Source organism: Solibacillus sp. FSL R7-0668, from assembly GCF_038006205.1.
Lineage (GTDB): Bacteria > Bacillota > Bacilli > Bacillales_A > Planococcaceae > Solibacillus.
This window is the reverse complement of record NZ_JBBOUU010000001.1, coordinates 1307103-1324631: the sequence shown is the minus strand read 5'-3', so window position 1 is coordinate 1324631 and position 17529 is coordinate 1307103. Positions and strand designations below refer to the sequence as shown.

The 17529-nt window shown below is 39.0% G+C and carries 19 protein-coding genes; all 19 read right to left on the bottom strand.

Translation table 11 applies throughout. From position 1 onward, the window contains the following. Positions 1–98: 98 nt before the first annotated feature. Positions 99–1073 carry a heptaprenyl diphosphate synthase component II gene (gene hepT, locus MKX47_RS06265; RefSeq protein WP_340772244.1) on the bottom strand — a complete coding sequence of 325 codons (975 nt, stop codon included), beginning with the start codon at positions 1071–1073 and terminating at the stop codon, positions 99–101. 22 nt (positions 1074–1095) lie between these two features. Next, positions 1096–1797, bottom strand: coding sequence for a demethylmenaquinone methyltransferase (locus tag MKX47_RS06260; RefSeq protein ID WP_340772242.1), 702 nt, complete (start codon positions 1795–1797; stop codon positions 1096–1098). 24 nt (positions 1798–1821) lie between these two features. Further along, positions 1822–2565 carry a heptaprenyl diphosphate synthase component 1 gene (locus MKX47_RS06255; protein ID WP_340772241.1) on the bottom strand — a complete coding sequence of 248 codons (744 nt, stop codon included), beginning with the start codon at positions 2563–2565 and terminating at the stop codon, positions 1822–1824. Between the two features lie 53 nt (positions 2566–2618). Further along, positions 2619–2834: a trp RNA-binding attenuation protein MtrB gene (gene mtrB / locus MKX47_RS06250; RefSeq protein WP_340772240.1), complete on the bottom strand. Its 216-nt coding sequence runs from the start codon at positions 2832–2834 to the stop codon at positions 2619–2621. A 136-nt stretch (positions 2835–2970) separates the two neighbouring features. Continuing rightward, entirely contained in the window at positions 2971–3540 is a 570-nt protein-coding gene (gene folE / locus MKX47_RS06245) for a GTP cyclohydrolase I FolE (protein WP_340772239.1), read from the bottom strand. 291 nt (positions 3541–3831) lie between these two features. Then, positions 3832–4104 (bottom strand): HU family DNA-binding protein, encoded by a 273-nt coding sequence (locus MKX47_RS06240; RefSeq protein WP_340772238.1) that lies wholly within the window; start codon positions 4102–4104, stop codon positions 3832–3834. Positions 4105–4303: 199 nt separating this feature from the next. Then, positions 4304–5785: a stage IV sporulation protein A gene (gene spoIVA / locus MKX47_RS06235; protein WP_340772237.1), complete on the bottom strand. Its 1482-nt coding sequence runs from the start codon at positions 5783–5785 to the stop codon at positions 4304–4306. A gap of 115 nt (positions 5786–5900) precedes the next feature. Continuing rightward, positions 5901–6620, bottom strand: coding sequence for a hypothetical protein (locus MKX47_RS06230; RefSeq protein WP_340772236.1), 720 nt, complete (start codon positions 6618–6620; stop codon positions 5901–5903). Between the two features lie 16 nt (positions 6621–6636). Further along, complete coding sequence (locus MKX47_RS06225) at positions 6637–6900, bottom strand: DUF2768 domain-containing protein (protein WP_340772235.1); 264 nt, start codon at positions 6898–6900, stop codon at positions 6637–6639. A gap of 149 nt (positions 6901–7049) precedes the next feature. Next, positions 7050–8063, bottom strand: a complete 1014-nt coding sequence (locus MKX47_RS06220; RefSeq protein ID WP_340772234.1) for an NAD(P)H-dependent glycerol-3-phosphate dehydrogenase — start codon at positions 8061–8063, stop codon at positions 7050–7052. 202 nt (positions 8064–8265) lie between these two features. Continuing rightward, a complete protein-coding gene (der, locus tag MKX47_RS06215; RefSeq protein WP_340772232.1) occupies positions 8266–9576 on the bottom strand; it encodes a ribosome biogenesis GTPase Der in 1311 nt (436 codons plus the stop codon). Positions 9577–9756: 180 nt separating this feature from the next. Then, positions 9757–10896, bottom strand: a complete 1140-nt coding sequence (gene rpsA / locus MKX47_RS06210) for a 30S ribosomal protein S1 (RefSeq protein WP_340772230.1) — start codon at positions 10894–10896, stop codon at positions 9757–9759. A 119-nt stretch (positions 10897–11015) separates the two neighbouring features. Next, a complete protein-coding gene (gene cmk / locus MKX47_RS06205) occupies positions 11016–11687 on the bottom strand; it encodes a (d)CMP kinase (RefSeq protein ID WP_340772228.1) in 672 nt (223 codons plus the stop codon). Between the two features lie 122 nt (positions 11688–11809). Then, a complete protein-coding gene (locus MKX47_RS06200; protein WP_340772226.1) occupies positions 11810–12463 on the bottom strand; it encodes a flagellar brake protein in 654 nt (217 codons plus the stop codon). Positions 12464–12553: 90 nt separating this feature from the next. After that, complete coding sequence (locus MKX47_RS06195; protein ID WP_340772224.1) at positions 12554–13834, bottom strand: PepSY1/2 domain-containing protein; 1281 nt, start codon at positions 13832–13834, stop codon at positions 12554–12556. 12 nt (positions 13835–13846) lie between these two features. Then, on the bottom strand, positions 13847–14623 hold the full coding sequence (gene sleB, locus MKX47_RS06190; protein ID WP_340772222.1) for a spore cortex-lytic enzyme: 777 nt from the start codon (positions 14621–14623) through the stop codon (positions 13847–13849). 150 nt (positions 14624–14773) lie between these two features. Further along, entirely contained in the window at positions 14774–15442 is a 669-nt protein-coding gene (gene prsW, locus MKX47_RS06185; protein WP_340772221.1) for a glutamic-type intramembrane protease PrsW, read from the bottom strand. 139 nt (positions 15443–15581) lie between these two features. After that, positions 15582–16547 carry an asparaginase gene (locus MKX47_RS06180; RefSeq protein WP_340772219.1) on the bottom strand — a complete coding sequence of 322 codons (966 nt, stop codon included), beginning with the start codon at positions 16545–16547 and terminating at the stop codon, positions 15582–15584. 12 nt (positions 16548–16559) lie between these two features. Next, a complete protein-coding gene (locus tag MKX47_RS06175) occupies positions 16560–17525 on the bottom strand; it encodes a YpdA family putative bacillithiol disulfide reductase (RefSeq protein WP_340772217.1) in 966 nt (321 codons plus the stop codon). Positions 17526–17529: the final 4 nt, after the last annotated feature.

The following is a 17529-nucleotide window of genomic DNA, read 5'->3' as shown; positions in this document are numbered from 1 at the left end:
ATTTGAGTAAAGGATTTTACACCTACCGATAAATATTACCAAAATCGCACGCAATCTGCAACAAATATTCAAGTAATACGAGAATTTGCTCAATTATTTTATGATTTTCTTTTGCCCATGTATAGTGCGATATCACGTAATTTTTTCTTCATCGGGTGATTTGGTAATGCCTCTACTTCTTTTAATGCTTTTTGTAAATATAGATTGCTAATTTTCGTTGCCTCTTTGATGGCATCCGATTTTCGAACAAGTGCCAGCATTTCTTGGCGTTCTTGTTCAGTTAATCCTTGTGCGGCTACCTTTTCTAAATACTGTGCCAGCTGCGGATCATCCTTCATCAATAAAATCGGTAATGTTATATTGCCCTGTAGCAAATCGCTTCCGGCAGGCTTTCCTAGCTGCTTATCGGTTGCCGTAAAATCCAAAATATCATCAACAATTTGGAAGCTCATGCCTACGAAATAGCCATAGCGCTTTAAGTGACGAATGGTTTCTTCATCTGCCCCACTTACGACTGCCCCAAGCTCGCAACTAGATTCTATTAATAACGCTGTTTTACGCTTAATACGGCGGAAATAATCTTTCAAATGTTGATCTAAACGAAACTTATCCTCGATTTGAATGACCTCTCCATTTACTAACTCTACCATTGTTTCTGCTAAAATTTGGTGCACACGTGGGTTTTCAATATCTGTCACGTATTGCAATGCTTTCCCAAAAATAAAATTACCTGTATACATCGCCACACGGTTGTTGTACTGGGATTTCACCGTTTCACGCCCGCGACGCATATCAGAATCATCAATGACATCATCATGTACTAATGACCCCATATGAATCAATTCTAATGGTACGGCAATATTTTTCATTCGCTCAATATTATAGTCGCCAAATTTTGCACTTAGTAACACAAATACAGGGCGAATGCGCTTCCCGCCGCCTTGTAGTAAATAAATAGAGGCATCATTCAATATGTGTGAAGATGAATTCAACGCTTGTTCTAATTCGTTTTCGATGATTTCTATATCTGATTTAATATCCGCATATAGCATTTTTAGTTTCATCTTTTCCACGCGTCAAAACCTACTCCCACTATTATTTCTTTTTAAAGCCCATATGCATCGCAGCTGCCCCACCGCTATATGGTTTGTATGTTACATTTTGTAAGCCCGCATCTTTAAACATTTGTGCCAGCTTTTTCATACCTGGGAAATCATTTGCGGATTCTTGTAACCAAGAATACTCATTGTAGCTTTTAGCAAATAGTTTTCCGAAAATCGGCATAATGTATTTAAAGTAAAAGCGGAATAATTGACGATACCCTGGAATTTCTGATTGAGATGTCTCTAAACAGACAACCATACCACCTGGTTTTACGACACGATTCATTTCGCGTAATACTTGTAGATAATCTGGAACATTTCTTAAACCAAAGCCGATTGTCACATAGTCGAATGTATTATCCTCAAACGGTAATTCCATTGCATTACCATGAATAAGCTCTACATTTTTCATGTTGGCTGTTTTATCTTTACCGACCTTTAGCATGTTTTCACTGAAATCGAGACCTTTTACTGTCCCTTCTTCACCAACTGCTTTTGCTAGGGCAATGGTCCAGTCTGCAGTGCCACAGCATACATCTAGGCATGTAGACCCTTTTTTGACGTCCATACGCTTCATCGTATCATCGCGCCAGCCAATATGCATTTGGAAACTAATAACGGAATTCATTTTATCGTAGCTGTCTGAAATATTTTCAAACACTTCATGAACACGCTGTTCTTTCGATTTCGCCATTTTTTCAAAACCTTCCTTGTCTCTCTAAATCGCACATAGTTGCACGATTGCTTGCTTAAGCTCTTCATCCATTTTTGTTCTATTTAGCAGCTCTTGCAGCTGTTCCTTGCGCTGTTGCAAGAGCTGTTGAATTACCTCGATTATCTCATCGCGTGAAAACGCTTGTTCTTCTAGCAAAAAAGCTTTATACAAAAAGCCAGACTGCCCTTGTTGCAATGCCCTCAACTCTTTTTGCAATCGAATAATTGTTAACGATTGTTTCATAAGCTCAATATAATCTGTAAAGTTGAACACTTTATAAAATTGCTCAATCAATTTGCTTTCAATCACCGTTAGACTTTCAATCCAGTCCTCCAATGTGTGCGCTTGTTCATAAATACGGACTTGGTGCTCACATCGCTCCACAATTCCTTGCGATAGTTTTTGAATTAAGGCGATATTGCCGGTATGCGCTAAAATTTGATAATAGCGTCCACTATAATAATCCCCAGAAAGGACGGTTAGCTGCTGCTGCTTGCTTGTGCTTTCTGTTTCTTTTACGTTTTCATGCTCTAAAAGCGATGCATGTACAACACCTACAGCAACTGCACTTTTCATTTGTTCATCATTCATTGGCGCTGTGTCTAGAAAGGGCAATTGGATGAAAAATAGCTGCTCTTGTTGCAATGTAGGCTGTCCAACATTTTGTAGTAAAGCTCTATGATGAACATGCTGTAAAATATTTGATTGTAACGTATGGATGGCTTGTGTAATAGATGTTGCACTCATAGAAATTACTCCATTTCACTGTTTTCAAGCTTCAAATACTCGCATGTATTTGATTATTTTTTACTTTGTACGACACCATGTGCTGAATGAATAGTTGCTTTTCCGCGGATTTTCATTGCTGACGTATGCTCAGTAAATTGCGCAATCATCACTTCACCTGCGTCTAATTTTTCAGAATGGTGAAACTTAGTATCCGTGCCACGAGTTAAACCAATTACATGTACGCCATCTTCTTCAGCTTCGATAATAATATAATCTGGTTGTGCCATTATTTCGTTCTCCCCACATGTTAAATTCTCTTTTTGTGGATAGAAAAATATTAACTTTCCATGAATCCACTTAAGAATTGACTTCATTTTGCACTATTTTGTACGAAATGTGTTTTTCTAATCATACCATATATATTTATTTCATTTGAATAAACGTCATCACTTCATTGCGTTTTACATCGTCCGTTTCATAGACACCGCGCGCAACCGCTGTTACTGTTTTGGCACCTGGCTTTTTTAATCCACGCATCGTCATGCACATATGCTCTGCTTCTACGACAACATATACCCCTTTAGGATCAAGCATCTCCATGATCGTATCCGCTACAGTAGACGTAATACGTTCCTGCAATTGAGGGCGGCGCGCAACAGACTCTACGCAGCGACCAAGCTTACTTAAGCCCGCCACTTTGCCATCTTTAGGAATATAGGCCACATGGGCTTTTCCGTAAAACGGGACTAAATGATGCTCGCACATTGAATGAAAGGCGATATCTTTTACTAATACAAACTCTTCGTGGTCTTCATGAAATACCGTGCTAAAAAACTCTCTCGGGTCTTCGTTCAAACCACTGAACATCTCTGCATACATTTTTGAAACTCGTTTTGGCGTATCAAGTAACCCTTCACGATCAACATCTTCACCAACTGCTTCTAAAATCATTTTTACCGCTTCTTCAATCTTCTTTAAATCGACATTTGCCATGAAAAAAGTTCCTCCTACAAACCAAAACGTATTATGTATTATTGAATACGAAAATTGACATTTCTTTTTCGTGATTATTTACTAGTTAACTTAAAACATACCCTTGAATCGTAGCACATCTGGCGCTTAAGTTCAAAACAGTTCTTCTATTTTTATTATAGTTCTTGCAGAAAAAAGCTTTTCGTGTAAAATCGAGCGACTAATTAACAGCAATCTCCAGGTATTTCTGTAATAAAAAAGAGTAGTCCTCAGCTAAACTGAAGACTACTCTATGTAACTCAAGAGCTAAAATTATTTTACAGCGTCTTTAAGTGCTTTACCTGGCTTGAAAGCAGGTACTTTTGAAGCAGCGATTTCGATTTCTTTACCTGTTTGTGGGTTACGACCTTTACGAGCCGCACGTTCACGTACTTCGAAGTTACCAAAACCGATTAATTGTACTTTGTCACCCTTTGCAAGAGCATCTTGAATTGCATCAAATACAGATTCAACTGCTTTAGAAGCGTCTTTTTTAGAAAGACCTGCCGCTTCAGCAACAGAGTTTACTAATTCTGTTTTATTCACACCATTCACCTCCTCTCAAAGGGTCATGAATCAAATCCTGTAAAAAGAGTAACACACTGAAAACCGCTACGCAACTGAATTCATCCATGTTTCACTGATAATTTAACTTTTTTTACAAAAAAACAGAAATTACAGGACAAATCACCTAGAAAGTGAGCTATCCTGCACAGGTATTACTATTCTTTTCATTCCCTCATTATTAGATGATAAACGTAATCAAGCCACGTTCACCTTCATTAATCATTCGTTCCAACATTAAACGCATACGATCTTTTGCATGTTCTGGCACGCCCTTCATCTTATAGCGAATGCTTTCTGTCAGTACCTCATGTAATGGCGTTCCAAATAATTGCGTTTGCCAAAGTGCATTGCGGTCATAGGAATAGGCATGCTGCAGATCCTTCAGCAAATGCTGGCTATGGAATTCTGAGCCAATTAATGGTGCAAACTCCGCCTCCATATCAATTCGAATAATGTGATAAGATGGCGCAACAGCTTTCATGCGCACCCCATAAAAATTATTTTGAGAAATCAATTCTGGCTCACTCGGTTCAAATTCGTCCATCATCGGTAATGTCACACCGTAGCCACTACCTTTAGCCTCTTCAATAGCATTACGAAAACGTTGCTGCGCACTTTTTGCCTCAGATGCTTCTTTAATAAATAAGAGCCAATCCTTTTTTGAATCTACTGGTTTTTCAAGCCATTTTTTACATACTTCCTTATAAATATCGTTGTAGAGCGTTACACGCAGCGTCGCAACCCCTAAACCTGGGTCAATTGATTCTACTGTGCAATTTTCAACAAAATCAATTTGCTGTAAAATCGCACTCGCTTCTTCCACGTCACGAATCTTCATAAAATCATCTTGCAGCTGCGTGCTTGCAAAGGAAAGTGTTTCATTCAGTTCGTGATCATGCCCTAGTACATCTAACCAATCTGGCTTTTCCACTCGAATTTCATTAACTGGAAATTCAAATAAGGCTTCTTGCAGGACATACATAATATCCTCTAGTTGCATATTCGTAATCGATGTCGCAATGACCGGCACTTCATAAGTCTCTGCTAGTTGCTTACGGATCGTTTGTGCTTCCATACTATTTGGCGTTGTACTATTTAAAACAATAACAAACGGCTTGCCAATATCAGTTAGCTGCTCGATAATTTCTTGCTCTGCCTTTTGAGCAGCCCCACGACTCATGCCATTGACTGTGCCGTCCGCCGTAATAACAATACCGATATTCGCATGATCTCGAATGACTTTATCGGTGCCAATTTTGGCCGCCTCTTGAAATGCAATCGCCTCATTATGCCATGGTGTTTGGACATATTTAGGGCCAGACTCATCTTCATAACCTTTTGCACCGTCAATTACATAGCCTACACAATCTACAAGTCGTACACGCATCGGGATGCCACTTTGACCAAATGAAACCGTCGTCCCCTGTGCAGGGACAAATTTCGGCTCGGACGTCATTATAACAGGTCCTGGCGAACTTTGAGGTAATTCATCCATTGCGCGCATTCGGTCTTCCGCATTATCAATATTCGGTAAAATAACATTTTCCATTACCTTTTTCACAAATGTCGATTTTCCTACTCGAACAGGTCCCACTACCCCAATATACAAATCACCGTTTGTACGCTGTGCCAACTGTTGAAAAATTTGTTCGCTAATCACATTGCCTCCTCTTTAAGCGAAATCAAAAACTGCAAAAATGCTCACTAACACCATATGAATTAAATAACCATCCTATGAAAAAAATCCCGCACGTACAGCGCGAGATTTTAAAAAATTATTTTTTGAGTGGATCATAGACAATAACGGGTTCATTATTTTCATCCACTGTATATGGTAATGAATAGGCAGGCACTACTGGGAAATTATCTACTAATAGCTCACGAATGTCATCACCCGGTTGTGCAGTAATATTTTGATCTTTCATATAATTATATAAATCCATTGAATAGTCTACATAGATATCCCCTTCAGCAGTTACAATGAAGGGCAGTTGATTATTGGAATAAGGACTATTTACTGTTATGTCTTCCTTATAGCCAATATTTTTAAAGTTGATTGTGTACACATGTTCTTGTACTTTATCTTTAAACTGTGGATACTGAGATGCATTAAAACGAATATTAATCTCACGTATACGCTCTGGTGTACGTAAATCGACTAATTTCACCGTTGGATTATTTTCCGCATCCCAAATCATATATTGGAAAATACCGCCCTTCTCATAGGAATTGGCAGGAGGAGAACCAATATACTTCGGCACAAGTTTTTCAAAATCAATTAAATATTTTATGAAAATATCCGTATCTTCATCTTTTGTCTTAATAGGCAGTACACCCGTATCTTTTTGATACTCTTCCACCGCGCGTTGTACGCCAGCTAACATATCAACATCTGGACGTAAGCTCGATTGATCAAAATTCGTCGCTGAGCCACAACCCGCTAACATGACAAAGACAAACGATAAAACAGCAAACCACTTCATAAACTTTTTCATATGTATCCCTCTTTCATTAGTTTGGCCATGTTAATATGACGAGCACCATTAATAATGTTCCGATGAAAAATAGAACATACGCCACTAATTTCAAAAGAAAAGATAAAAAAGCATTATGTACCCATTTACGAACGGCCGAGATGATTAATAACGAAACAAGCAATAAGCCAATTGAATAAAACGAAACCCACATAACATCCAGTGCATGCATGCTAGCTAACGGACCGCGCGCAGAGGCGAAGATCAATGTCGATGGGTTGAATTGCATAAGGTGTTGCAATATTAAAACCGCCTTTCTATTAAATTCATGTCTATCCCGCAAATAATTATAGCCTTTTTAGGCAAAAAAATACAGGAGGCACCGATTGTTACCTCCTGATTTGTGACAAATTATTAAAATTTCGAACTTTACTTACAAGCTATTTTTCATTAGCTCATTTCATCAATTTCTCTTTTTTTCGTACGATGCATTAACGAAGCAACCAGTACTTTTGGCTCCATATCATTAAATAATACATCATACAGCGCAGAGGTAATCGGCATTGACACCTCATATTTCAACGCTAATTGATGCGCGGCTTTTGTCGTGCGTACCCCTTCGACCACCATGCCCATTTCTTCAAGCACTTGGTCAAGCTTCATGCCTTTTCCGAGCATATTGCCTGCACGCCAGTTACGTGAGTGCACGCTTGTACAAGTAACGATTAAGTCCCCCATACCTGTCAGCCCTGCAAATGTAAACGGATTCCCGCCCATTTTGACGCCAAGACGAGTAATTTCCGCCAAGCCACGTGTAATTAATGCCGCCTTTGCATTGTCACCAAAGTTCAAGCCGTCTGTCATACCTGCAGCTAATGCAATGACATTTTTTAGTGCGCCACCAATCTCCACGCCAACAACATCATCATTGGTATAGACACGGAAATAATGGTTCATAAACAAATCCTGTACTTTTTCGGCAGCAGCTAAATTAGTGCATGCCGCGGTTACCGTCGTTGGATGCTGCAATACAACCTCTTCTGCATGAGATGGCCCTGATAATACGACAATATCACTGACAGCATGTGCCGCTAAGCTTTGTTCCATTAATTCTGAAATGCGCATAAGTGTATCAGGTTCGATACCTTTTGATACATGTACAAATAGCGCTGATTGCTCCAAATAGCGCGAAATATTCACACAAACTTCACGAATCCCCTTAGTAGGTACAGCCATGACAATTGTCGAGCCATGTTGAGCCGCCACCTGTAAATCGCTTGTAGCCCGCAATGATTCTGGCAATACGGTATTGGGCAAATATTTTTTATTTGTATGCATTGTATTAATTTCGTTTGCCTGCTCCTCACGATGCGACCAAATCAACGTATTATGACCATTTTCGGCTAACACAATTGCCAATGCAGTTCCCCAAGAGCCTGCCCCTAAAACTACTACATTTTCCATTATAAAACCCCCAATTTCACTCAAAGTTTTAGTTCCACCGTTTCCTTTAAGTCAAATTCTGTAAAACAAATACGCTAGTTCATTTGCATAAACTAGCGCTATTCTTTCATTTTGCCTCAACGAACTCTTGTCCAAATTTTTGGACTTACACTTAGTTTTCATCCTTCTCTAATTTAAGATGAAGGCTGAAAAAAGAAAAAAGCTAGTCGCGTGCACGTGTAATTAAACGAATTGGTGTTCCTTCGAAGTCGAAAGTTTCACGGATTCGATTTTCTAAGAAGCGTTCATAAGAGAAGTGCATCATTTCTGGTTCATTTACGAAGACAACAAATGTTGGTGGTTTAATCGCCACTTGTGTTGCATAGTAAATACGTAAACGCTTGCCTTTGTCTGTTGGCGCAGGGTTACGTGCAACGGAGTCCTCAATCACTTCATTTAAGATGGATGATTGAATACGCATTGCGTGGTTTTCACTCACACGTTTAATGATTGGTAAAATATTGCGTACACGCTGTTTTGTTTTCGCGGATACGAATACAATTGGTGCGTAATCTAAGAATAAGAAATGCTCCCGAATTTGTTCTGTATAGAAATTCATCGTTTTCTCATCTTTTTCGATTGCATCCCATTTATTCACTACGATAATGACTGCTTTACCTGCTTCATGCGCGTAACCAGCGATTTTTTTGTCTTGTTCTTGAATCCCTTCATCGGCATTCAGAACAACTAACACAACGTCTGAGCGTTCGATCGCACGTAATGCGCGTAAAACAGAATACTTTTCAGTCGATTCGTATACTTTTCCTTTTTTACGCATACCCGCAGTATCAATGATGACATAATCCTGTCCTTCAAATGAATACGGTGAGTCAATCGCGTCACGAGTTGTCCCTTGAATATCACTTACAATAACGCGCTCTTGACCTAAAAAGGCATTTACTAATGAAGATTTCCCAACATTCGGTCGACCAATTAATGAAAATTTAATCGTATCATCCCCATATTGTTCTTCATCTGGCTGTGGGAAGTGTTTCGCACATTCGTCCAATAAATCCCCTAAACCTAAGCCGTGTGAACCTGAAATCGGCCAAGGCTCACCAAAACCTAATGAATAGAAATCATAAATCATATGACGCATATCTGGGTTATCGATTTTATTGACTCCTAAGACAATCGGTTTTTTTGTTTTATATAAAATTTTTGCTACTTGCTCATCTGCAGCGGTTACGCCTTCGCGACCATTTGTCATGAAAATAATAACGTCTGCTTCTTCAATCGCGATTTCTGCTTGTTGACGAATTTGCTCTAAAAACGGCTCGTCCCCAATTTCAATTCCGCCTGTATCAATAATGTTGAATTCATGTGCTAGCCAATCAGCCGAACTATAAATACGGTCACGTGTTACACCTGGAATATCTTCCACGATGGATACACGCTCGCCAACGATTCGGTTAAAAATTGTCGACTTCCCTACGTTCGGACGTCCTACGATGGCGATTACTGGTTTTGTCATCTGTACTTCATCCTTCCAAACTCTTGTCTTTACGTATTATACACGAATTCATCTATTATATCATTTTTTCATACTATTCGAAATGTATTCTGTTTTGCAGCAAAATGTTGTTGTCCATAAAAAATACAACCTCCCTCAAAACATGAGAAAGGTTGTATCGTTATTTGTTTCTTTTATTCTTTATTTAAAACCCTTTAATTGATCGCCAATGACATCGCTAAACGAGAAGCCTGTGTTTTCTTCTGGTAGCTCGTAGTCGAAGTCCTCTTCGCTTTCTGATGCATCTTGCAGCGCTTTAATGCTTAATGCTAAGCGTTTCTCTGCTTCGTTCACTTCCAGCACTTTTACTTCAACCTCTTGGCCCTCTTTTAAAGCTTCATGCGGTGTATTAATATGCTTATGCGCTATTTGCGAAATGTGTACAAGACCTTCCACACCTGGGAATACTTCTACAAATGCACCAAATGTCACTAAGCGCTTCACCGTCCCTGAAATTACTGAGCCCTTTGCAGCCTTATATTCGATATCTGTCCATGGCCCTGGTAATGTGTCTTTAATCGACAGCGAAATACGCTCATTAGCAGGGTCCACTGATAGTACCTTTACTTTTACCGCTTGCCCTTCTGAAAGTACAGCAGCTACATTATCGACATGCTCATGTGCCACTTGCGAAATATGGACTAAGCCATCCACACCACCTAAATCGATAAACGCACCAAAGTTCGCCAGGCGTTGAACAGTACCTTCTAAAATGTCGCCTTCTTTAATCGTATCAATGACTTGCTGTTTTTTTGAAGCCTTTTGAGCCTCTACAACCGCACGATGCGATAAAATTAAACGACCTTTCTCTTTATCTAATTCTGTAATTTTAAAGCTTAATGTCTTTCCTTTGTAATCATCAAAGTTTTCAACAAAATAATCTTCAACAAGTGAAGCTGGAACGAAGCCGCGCACGCCTAAATCTACAACAAGCCCGCCTTTTACAACATCTTTTACTTCTGCATCGAAAACTTCACCAGATTGAAACTTCACTTCTAGCTGATCCCACGCTTGAATTGCGTCGACCTTACGCTTTGATAACACAAAATTTTCTTCTTCCACTTTTGTAATCATTAATTCCAGCTGATCGCCAACTGAAATTAAATCAGAAGCCTTTTCAATGTGTAAGCTTGAAAGTTCGCTAATTGGTATAATCCCATCGAAAGGTGCTCCCTCAATTGAAACTGTTACAGATTTTTCATCTACCTGCTCAGCAACACCTTTTACAATATCTCCTTCTTGAAACTGCTGGTTTGACCCTAAATTCATTTCCTCAGACATATGTAACCCTCCTTCGCATATTCCACTTTTTATTTTATTCGAAAAGTTCTACAAAAACAAAAAATATCCCTTTATTTTCAGAAATTTCATGCTTCTACATTTGTTTTACACGAAAATTTTTACATTTTCGCTTGTGCTAACTTTAAAATTTCTTGTGCGGCTTCATCGATCGTTAAATGCGTTGTATCTAAAAATAACGCATCTTCAGCTTGGATTAACGGAGAAGCCTCCCGTTCGCTATCTAGCTTATCGCGCAATGCGATTTCCTGCTGTAATGACTCAATGGTCGACTCAATTCCACGACGCTCATTGTCTAGATAGCGACGACGTGCACGTTCTTCCACAGTAGCTGACATGAAAATTTTAAGCTCTGCCTCTTTTAATACATGTGTTGCAATATCTCGACCATCCATGACAACACCGCCATTCGCTGCTAATTTTTGCTGCATCGCAACTAAAATTTCACGGATATTCGCATGTGCTGCCACTTCCGAAACATTAGCCGTCACCTCATTTGAGCGAATCTCCTGTGATACATCTTTTCCATCTACAAAAACTAATTGTCCTTGCTCTGAAGGCTGTAATGCAATCGTAGTATGTTTGAGCATTGTTTCGATTGCCTTAGCGTCATGTAATTGTATGTTTTCGTTCAATGCTTTATACGTTACCGCGCGATACATTGCACCTGTGTCAATATAGGTAAATTGAAGTGCTTCCGCTACGATTTTTGCGATTGTGCTTTTCCCTGCCCCTGCTGGACCATCAATTGCAATTTGAATTTTTTTTGCCATAAATTAATCCCTACTTTCAGTTGATATTGTAACATAACAGGAAATAGATATTCGCTTTTTACGTTCGAATTCGTAAAAAAACGCACTTTGAAAAATGATTTCAAAGTGCGCTTTTAACTAATTTACAGTTCGTTTAACTCTTTTTTACGAATTAATACTTGGCGTTCAAAACAGAAACGCACAATATGCTGCTGATCTACTTCATCGGTATCGGTAAAACGGATAGATGCTATTTGTACTCCGTCACGTTCAAAAATTCGAACAATGACTGCCTCCGTTTCAACATAGCGAATTTCTCCATTTGTAAATGGCAGCACGACCAATACCTGAACTTCATCACCATCTTTAAATTCAACAGGTGTTTTAATATGAACTGCTACACCACCAGCACTAATATCTTCCGCTACTAATTGATACTTATGCCCATCAAATAGAAGCGCGATATCAACCGGTGTCTCCACACGGACATATTCACGGCGTTGAATTTTAAGAAAATCCTCTTTTGGAGGGCACGCTAGCATAATCATATGCACATTGCCCGCCTTGCGCCCTAAAACTTCCGTATTAAACGTATAACTTTCTTTTGATTCCGTATTAAAAATAGCCCGAAATTGTGCGCCGTCAATTAAGAAAGCTGTTTTTTTTGTTTCAACATTAATTGGATAATCAATATAAATAATATTGTCTTTTGTTTCCACAACGCGACAACGAAATTTTTCATTACGCTCTGTGTATGTTGGTTCTAATGTAAGTTGAGTACCAATTTTCAGTTCCATTTGCCTCTCCCTGCCCATTCCATAATGAATACTATTATCTCATGGGATTAGGATTTTCGCCATAGATTGTAAGTGGTTTTCTCAACTTTCTTAATGGACTTTTTCTATTTTGATGACTTCATGGGTTTCGGTATCGATGACCATTCGATAGGTGTCATTTTGCGCATTTTTCAAGCGTGCAATGACTTCATAGCCTTTGCGAAGATCCAAAGTTGCATTGGCTGTATAAATCTTCTTCGTTTCTTCAACGATAACATTATCCGCAAAGAAGGCATCCCATTGAATTGGTACTTCTCCTTGAGATGGAATCTTTTCCTCCTGAATATATTCCATTGCATTGACACCGAATATTTCACCTGTATCTTTGGCAACCTTTACTTGAATACTATCTGGATAGACAAGCGAACCATCTTCTAGCGTACGTGTAAAGACAAAATGCCAGGCTTCATGATTTTCACGAGACTCACTTAACGTGACATCTTCATAGCCAACATGCTTCATGAATTTTTTCGCGGCATCAATAATTTCCTCATGTGATTTTGGATTTTTCATAACAGGGCGTTCCATTAAAAAGGATAATAAATGCCCACCCTTTTCTGTAATATCTGCATAGCCAATCCGTGAGCCACGTACAAATTGGATATGATAGAACGGATAAGGTGCATCGTCCTTGCTTTTCGAAATGGTAACAATCGCATCATCAATATGTGGGAAATATTTTTTAAATACTTCGATGGCTTGATCCTTTGTAATATTTTGATCCTTCAAATGTTTGAGGTCTCGCTTTTTTTCATAATCCGATTCACTCGCGGTAAGCGGAAAATCCGTTTCATTATAGGACTTTAGCTGCTTAGAAACATTAACAAATGGCGAGTCCGCTAGCGCGAGGCTTTGGTTTTTCGTCCATTGTTGTAAATCACCATCATTATTATAAAAGGCAACAGTCGCAATATTCCATTCCTCTGCAAATGCATGCAAATTCGTCGCCACATTCGTCATTTTTTGTTGCCATTCCTCATAATTGCCTTGATTTGACGCTTGCTTAGCACTATCTCCTATTTTCCCTAAATAACGCATCCATTCGTTTTGAACATCGGGTTGTAAGGGCAAGTTCGCAACTGATTTTCGAAGATCACTGCTCATTCGCCAAATAGAGTCAAGCTCAGTCGCTAATGCTTTTTCATCTTGAAACAATAGTGATTGCTCAACAGCCGTATGAAGATGCGATAACTTTTCCGTAGCTGCCGAAAAATCACGCGATTGTGTCGCATATACGGCGCGCTCTAACTGTTTATTTTGATTGTAAAAATCCACTGCTACGAAGGCTAGAATAATGACAAATAACCCTAATAAGTACGTTAAATTTTTCATATGATCACCTAGCTACACACAAAAGATGTGCTCGCCTATTTGTTTTATTTGTTGTCTAGTCCAAATCCATTTACTCGTCGCGGTTTTTGGATTGAAATAATACAGCGCATTTTCCGATGGATCCCAGCCATTAATCGCATCCAATACCGCTTGTTTAGCCCGTTCATTAGGTGTGAGCCATATCTGTCCATCGGCGACCGCTGTAAATGCTAACGGTTGAAAAATAATTTCAGAAATCGTATCTGGAAATTCGGGCGACTCTAAGCGATTTAAAATAACGGCAGCTACCGCAACTTGTCCCTCATATGGCTCACCACGTGCCTCGCCATATACTGCGTTCGCTAATATTTGCAAATCTTGCTCCGTATAGCCAGGTGGTAGCTGCATGGATGAGGTTGAATTTGAATTTGAACCACCGCCATCCTTAACTTGCTGATCAAGAGGGATGCCACCATAATACGTAAAGCGGTTCCCAGCATTAATTTGCTTTTTTACATAGGCCTCATCATAATCTGAATTATTTACAAGCTTATCCTTTGTTGCCTTTCCTGCAATGCCATCAATCGGCAAACCGTACCGCTCCTGGAAATTACGCAATGCCCAATACGTACCATAGCCAAACTTACCATCCAGTTGACCATGGTAAAAGCCGATATATTGCAATCTTGCCTGCAATTCAATGACATCATCCCCAAATGCACCGCGCTGTATTTCTTGACTGGTAAATGCAGAACTCGTTGGTGCACAGATTACAACGAAAAGTATGCCTAATAACGCAATTTTTTTCACATCTTCCACTCCTTTTTACTTAGGATGGAATAATATTTATAGATTATACATACGTGAAAACACAATTCACATGAAGTAAAAAGCATTTTTTAAATGTAAAAGAGACTATGCGAAAAATTCACTTCACATAGTCTCTTCATTTCTTTTCGGTTAAACTCTTTTGGACAAATGCTCGATTAAATGCTCATGCGCCAATTTTACTTTACGTAATGCAAACCACCATAAAAACAACATGAACGGCAGCATCGCATAAATAAAATTATCTTCTAGCATTAAAATCGAATTATACATAATATGTAAACCTAATGGTGCAAGCAAGGCAAGACCTATATATTTCTTTTGAATTTCATCGCTCGAAAATTTGCCCTTGCCGTAGTAATACCCCATCACCACACCAAATAACGCATGGCTCGATACGGGTAACAAGGCTCGCATAAAGGCCTGGTCTAACCCAAACGATAATAAATAAATGACGTTTTCCACCGTAGCAAATCCAAGAGAAATGGCTGCCCCAAACAATATACCATCATAGGGATCATCAAATTCGACATGGCGCAAAATGACCGCAAAAATGATAAGCCATTTCACCAATTCCTCTAAAGTACTCGTAAAAATGACATGAATAAAAAATGGATTACTAAACGCTTGCTCTTCTTCTAAAACAAATTGAATGAACAATACCGGGAATGTAATAATTGCGCCATAGATAAACGCATGCAGCAAAGCACGCCTCGGTTCCGTCTCCATTTGGTTTCGTAAATAAAAATAACTTAATAGGGCCAGACCCGGCGCAATCGCTGCAGATAAAAGTATGAACATGTTGCCGGCCCCTTTCTTCAAAATCAACTATTCCAATTATAACACTATTTAGTTCAGTACAGTGAAGTGTGGTCATAATTTATCAAGTATCCATGTAAAAAAACTCGGCTACGTTAAACTGTATGCCGAGTTTTTTTCATTAGTGCATGAATGAGTCAAAATTTGTGTTGCCATTTGCTAGCATTAACAATAATTTTAAGCGTGCCTTTTTCGGGTCGAAATCGCCGCCCATGAATACACCCTTATCTTTCAAATTATTAGCACTGCTGTAGTAATCATATGTTGGGAATACGCGTCCTTCCTCCGTTGACGTAGTAAGCACCACTTTTATTCCCTTTTGACAAAGCTTTTCAATCGCATTGGTCATATCTGGTGTTACTTGCCCGCGCCCTGCCCCAACGAGGATAATCCCTTCAACATCCGCGTGATAAAGGGCATCTAATACAATAGAGCTCGCCCCTAAATAGGCTAGGACAATTTCTACTTTTGGATAGTTTGCTTGAACGGGATATACCTCTTTATACGTCGGCTTTTGATAGATGACCACTTCATCATTGTCAATAAAGCCTAGCATCCCATAGCCAATTGCGCCAAAACCGTTAATACTTGAAGAATGGACCTTTTTCACATATTTAGCATGAATAATTTTCTCATTAAAAACAACACATGTCCCGATATGCTTTGCCTCATCACTAGAAGCGACTAATAAGGAGTCACGCAAGTTCGAATAAACATCCGTCCCAATATCACCAGGTGATTTTTGCGAGCCTGTCACAATAATCGGACGCGCATCATCAATCGTTAGCTCTAAAAAATACGCGGTTTCTTCTAAACTATCTGTACCATGCGTGACCACAATACCATTCAATGTTTGATCTAGAAATAATTTTTGAATTGTTGCGTTTAAATGATTTAAATGGTCAAAGGTCATATGCATTGATGGAATTTGAAACAAATCGATTAACTCGATATCAATTTCATCTTCTAGCTGACACATTGCTAAAATCGCATTGCCATCAAGCTTTCCTGACTCTAGCTTGTTTTTATCATTTCGAGTACTGGCAATCGTCCCACCTGTCGTAATTAATGCCACTTTTTTCTTCAAAGCATCCACCTCTTATTTCATTTGCTGTGCAATTTTTTGAGCAATCTGGCCACCATGGAAGCGACCATTTTCAATGAAAATTTCATTGGCATTATTTCCAGCTGCAATTACCCCAGCAATAAATAAATTTTCCACATTCGTTTCCATCGTTTCTACATCAAACGTTGGTCTTCCCGTCTCTTCATCAATTTCTACACCCATCGCACGAATAAAGCTGTGGTCAGGGTGATAGCCTGTCATAGCAAAGACGATATCATTAGCTAACGTTTGCTCCACACCATTGATTTCAAGGACAACTTGCTGCTCCTGTATTTCCTTTACATTTGTATTAAAATGCATGGTAATTTCGCCATCACGTACAAGCCCTAAAAATTCCGGTAATACCCACGGCTTAATACTTGGTGAATAGTCTTCTCCGCGGTAAACAACTGTTACATGTGCACCAGCCTTATTTAGCTCTAATGCTGCATCAATCGCCGAGTTTTTACCACCTACTACTAATACATTTAAATCAAAAAATTCATGTGCTTCTTTGAAATAATGATGCACTTTCGGTAAGTTTTCCCCAGCAATGTTTAAATAATTTGGGTGATCATAATAGCCCGTTGCAATGATGACGAAAGGTGTTTCATAGGTTTCTTTATCCGTCATCACCGTAAAAATTTCCCCTTGTTTTTCAACTTGCTTCACCATTTCAAAACGATTGATTTGAATTTTTTTTGCTTTTACCACTTCACGATAATAGACAAGCGCTTGGTTACGTTTTGGCTTTCGCTGCTCGATAATAAACGGCACATCGCCAATGGCTAGCTTTTCACTTGTACTAAAAAATGTTTGGTGTGTTGGGTAATTATAAATCGCATTGACAACATTCCCTTTTTCAATAACGATTGGTGTTAAACCTATCTTTTGTAGTTCAATCGCAGCAGATAAACCACAAGGGCCTCCACCTACTATGATTGCCTCTACTTTTTGCATACTA

Excerpts from the sequence above, each read along its gene's own strand:
- mtrB (WP_340772240.1), bottom strand. The coding sequence starts at position 2,834 with ATGGCACAACCAGATTATATTATTATCGAAGCTGAAGAAGATGGCGTA.
- MKX47_RS06230 (WP_340772236.1), bottom strand. The coding sequence starts at position 6,620 with ATGAAAAAGTTTATGAAGTGGTTTGCTGTTTTATCGTTTGTCTTTGTC.
- prsW (WP_340772221.1), bottom strand. The coding sequence starts at position 15,442 with ATGTTCATACTTTTATCTGCAGCGATTGCGCCGGGTCTGGCCCTATTA.
- der (WP_340772232.1), bottom strand. The coding sequence starts at position 9,576 with ATGACAAAACCAGTAATCGCCATCGTAGGACGTCCGAACGTAGGGAAG.
- MKX47_RS06195 (WP_340772224.1), bottom strand. The coding sequence starts at position 13,834 with ATGAAAAATTTAACGTACTTATTAGGGTTATTTGTCATTATTCTAGCC.
- MKX47_RS06200 (WP_340772226.1), bottom strand. The coding sequence starts at position 12,463 with ATGGAACTGAAAATTGGTACTCAACTTACATTAGAACCAACATACACA.
- MKX47_RS06255 (WP_340772241.1), bottom strand. The coding sequence starts at position 2,565 with ATGAGTGCAACATCTATTACACAAGCCATCCATACGTTACAATCAAAT.
- MKX47_RS06175 (WP_340772217.1), bottom strand. The coding sequence starts at position 17,525 with ATGCAAAAAGTAGAGGCAATCATAGTAGGTGGAGGCCCTTGTGGTTTA.
- MKX47_RS06260 (WP_340772242.1), bottom strand. The coding sequence starts at position 1,797 with ATGGCGAAATCGAAAGAACAGCGTGTTCATGAAGTGTTTGAAAATATT.
- folE (WP_340772239.1), bottom strand. The coding sequence starts at position 3,540 with ATGGCAAATGTCGATTTAAAGAAGATTGAAGAAGCGGTAAAAATGATT.
- rpsA (WP_340772230.1), bottom strand. The coding sequence starts at position 10,896 with ATGTCTGAGGAAATGAATTTAGGGTCAAACCAGCAGTTTCAAGAAGGA.
- cmk (WP_340772228.1), bottom strand. The coding sequence starts at position 11,687 with ATGGCAAAAAAAATTCAAATTGCAATTGATGGTCCAGCAGGGGCAGGG.
- MKX47_RS06220 (WP_340772234.1), bottom strand. The coding sequence starts at position 8,063 with ATGGAAAATGTAGTAGTTTTAGGGGCAGGCTCTTGGGGAACTGCATTG.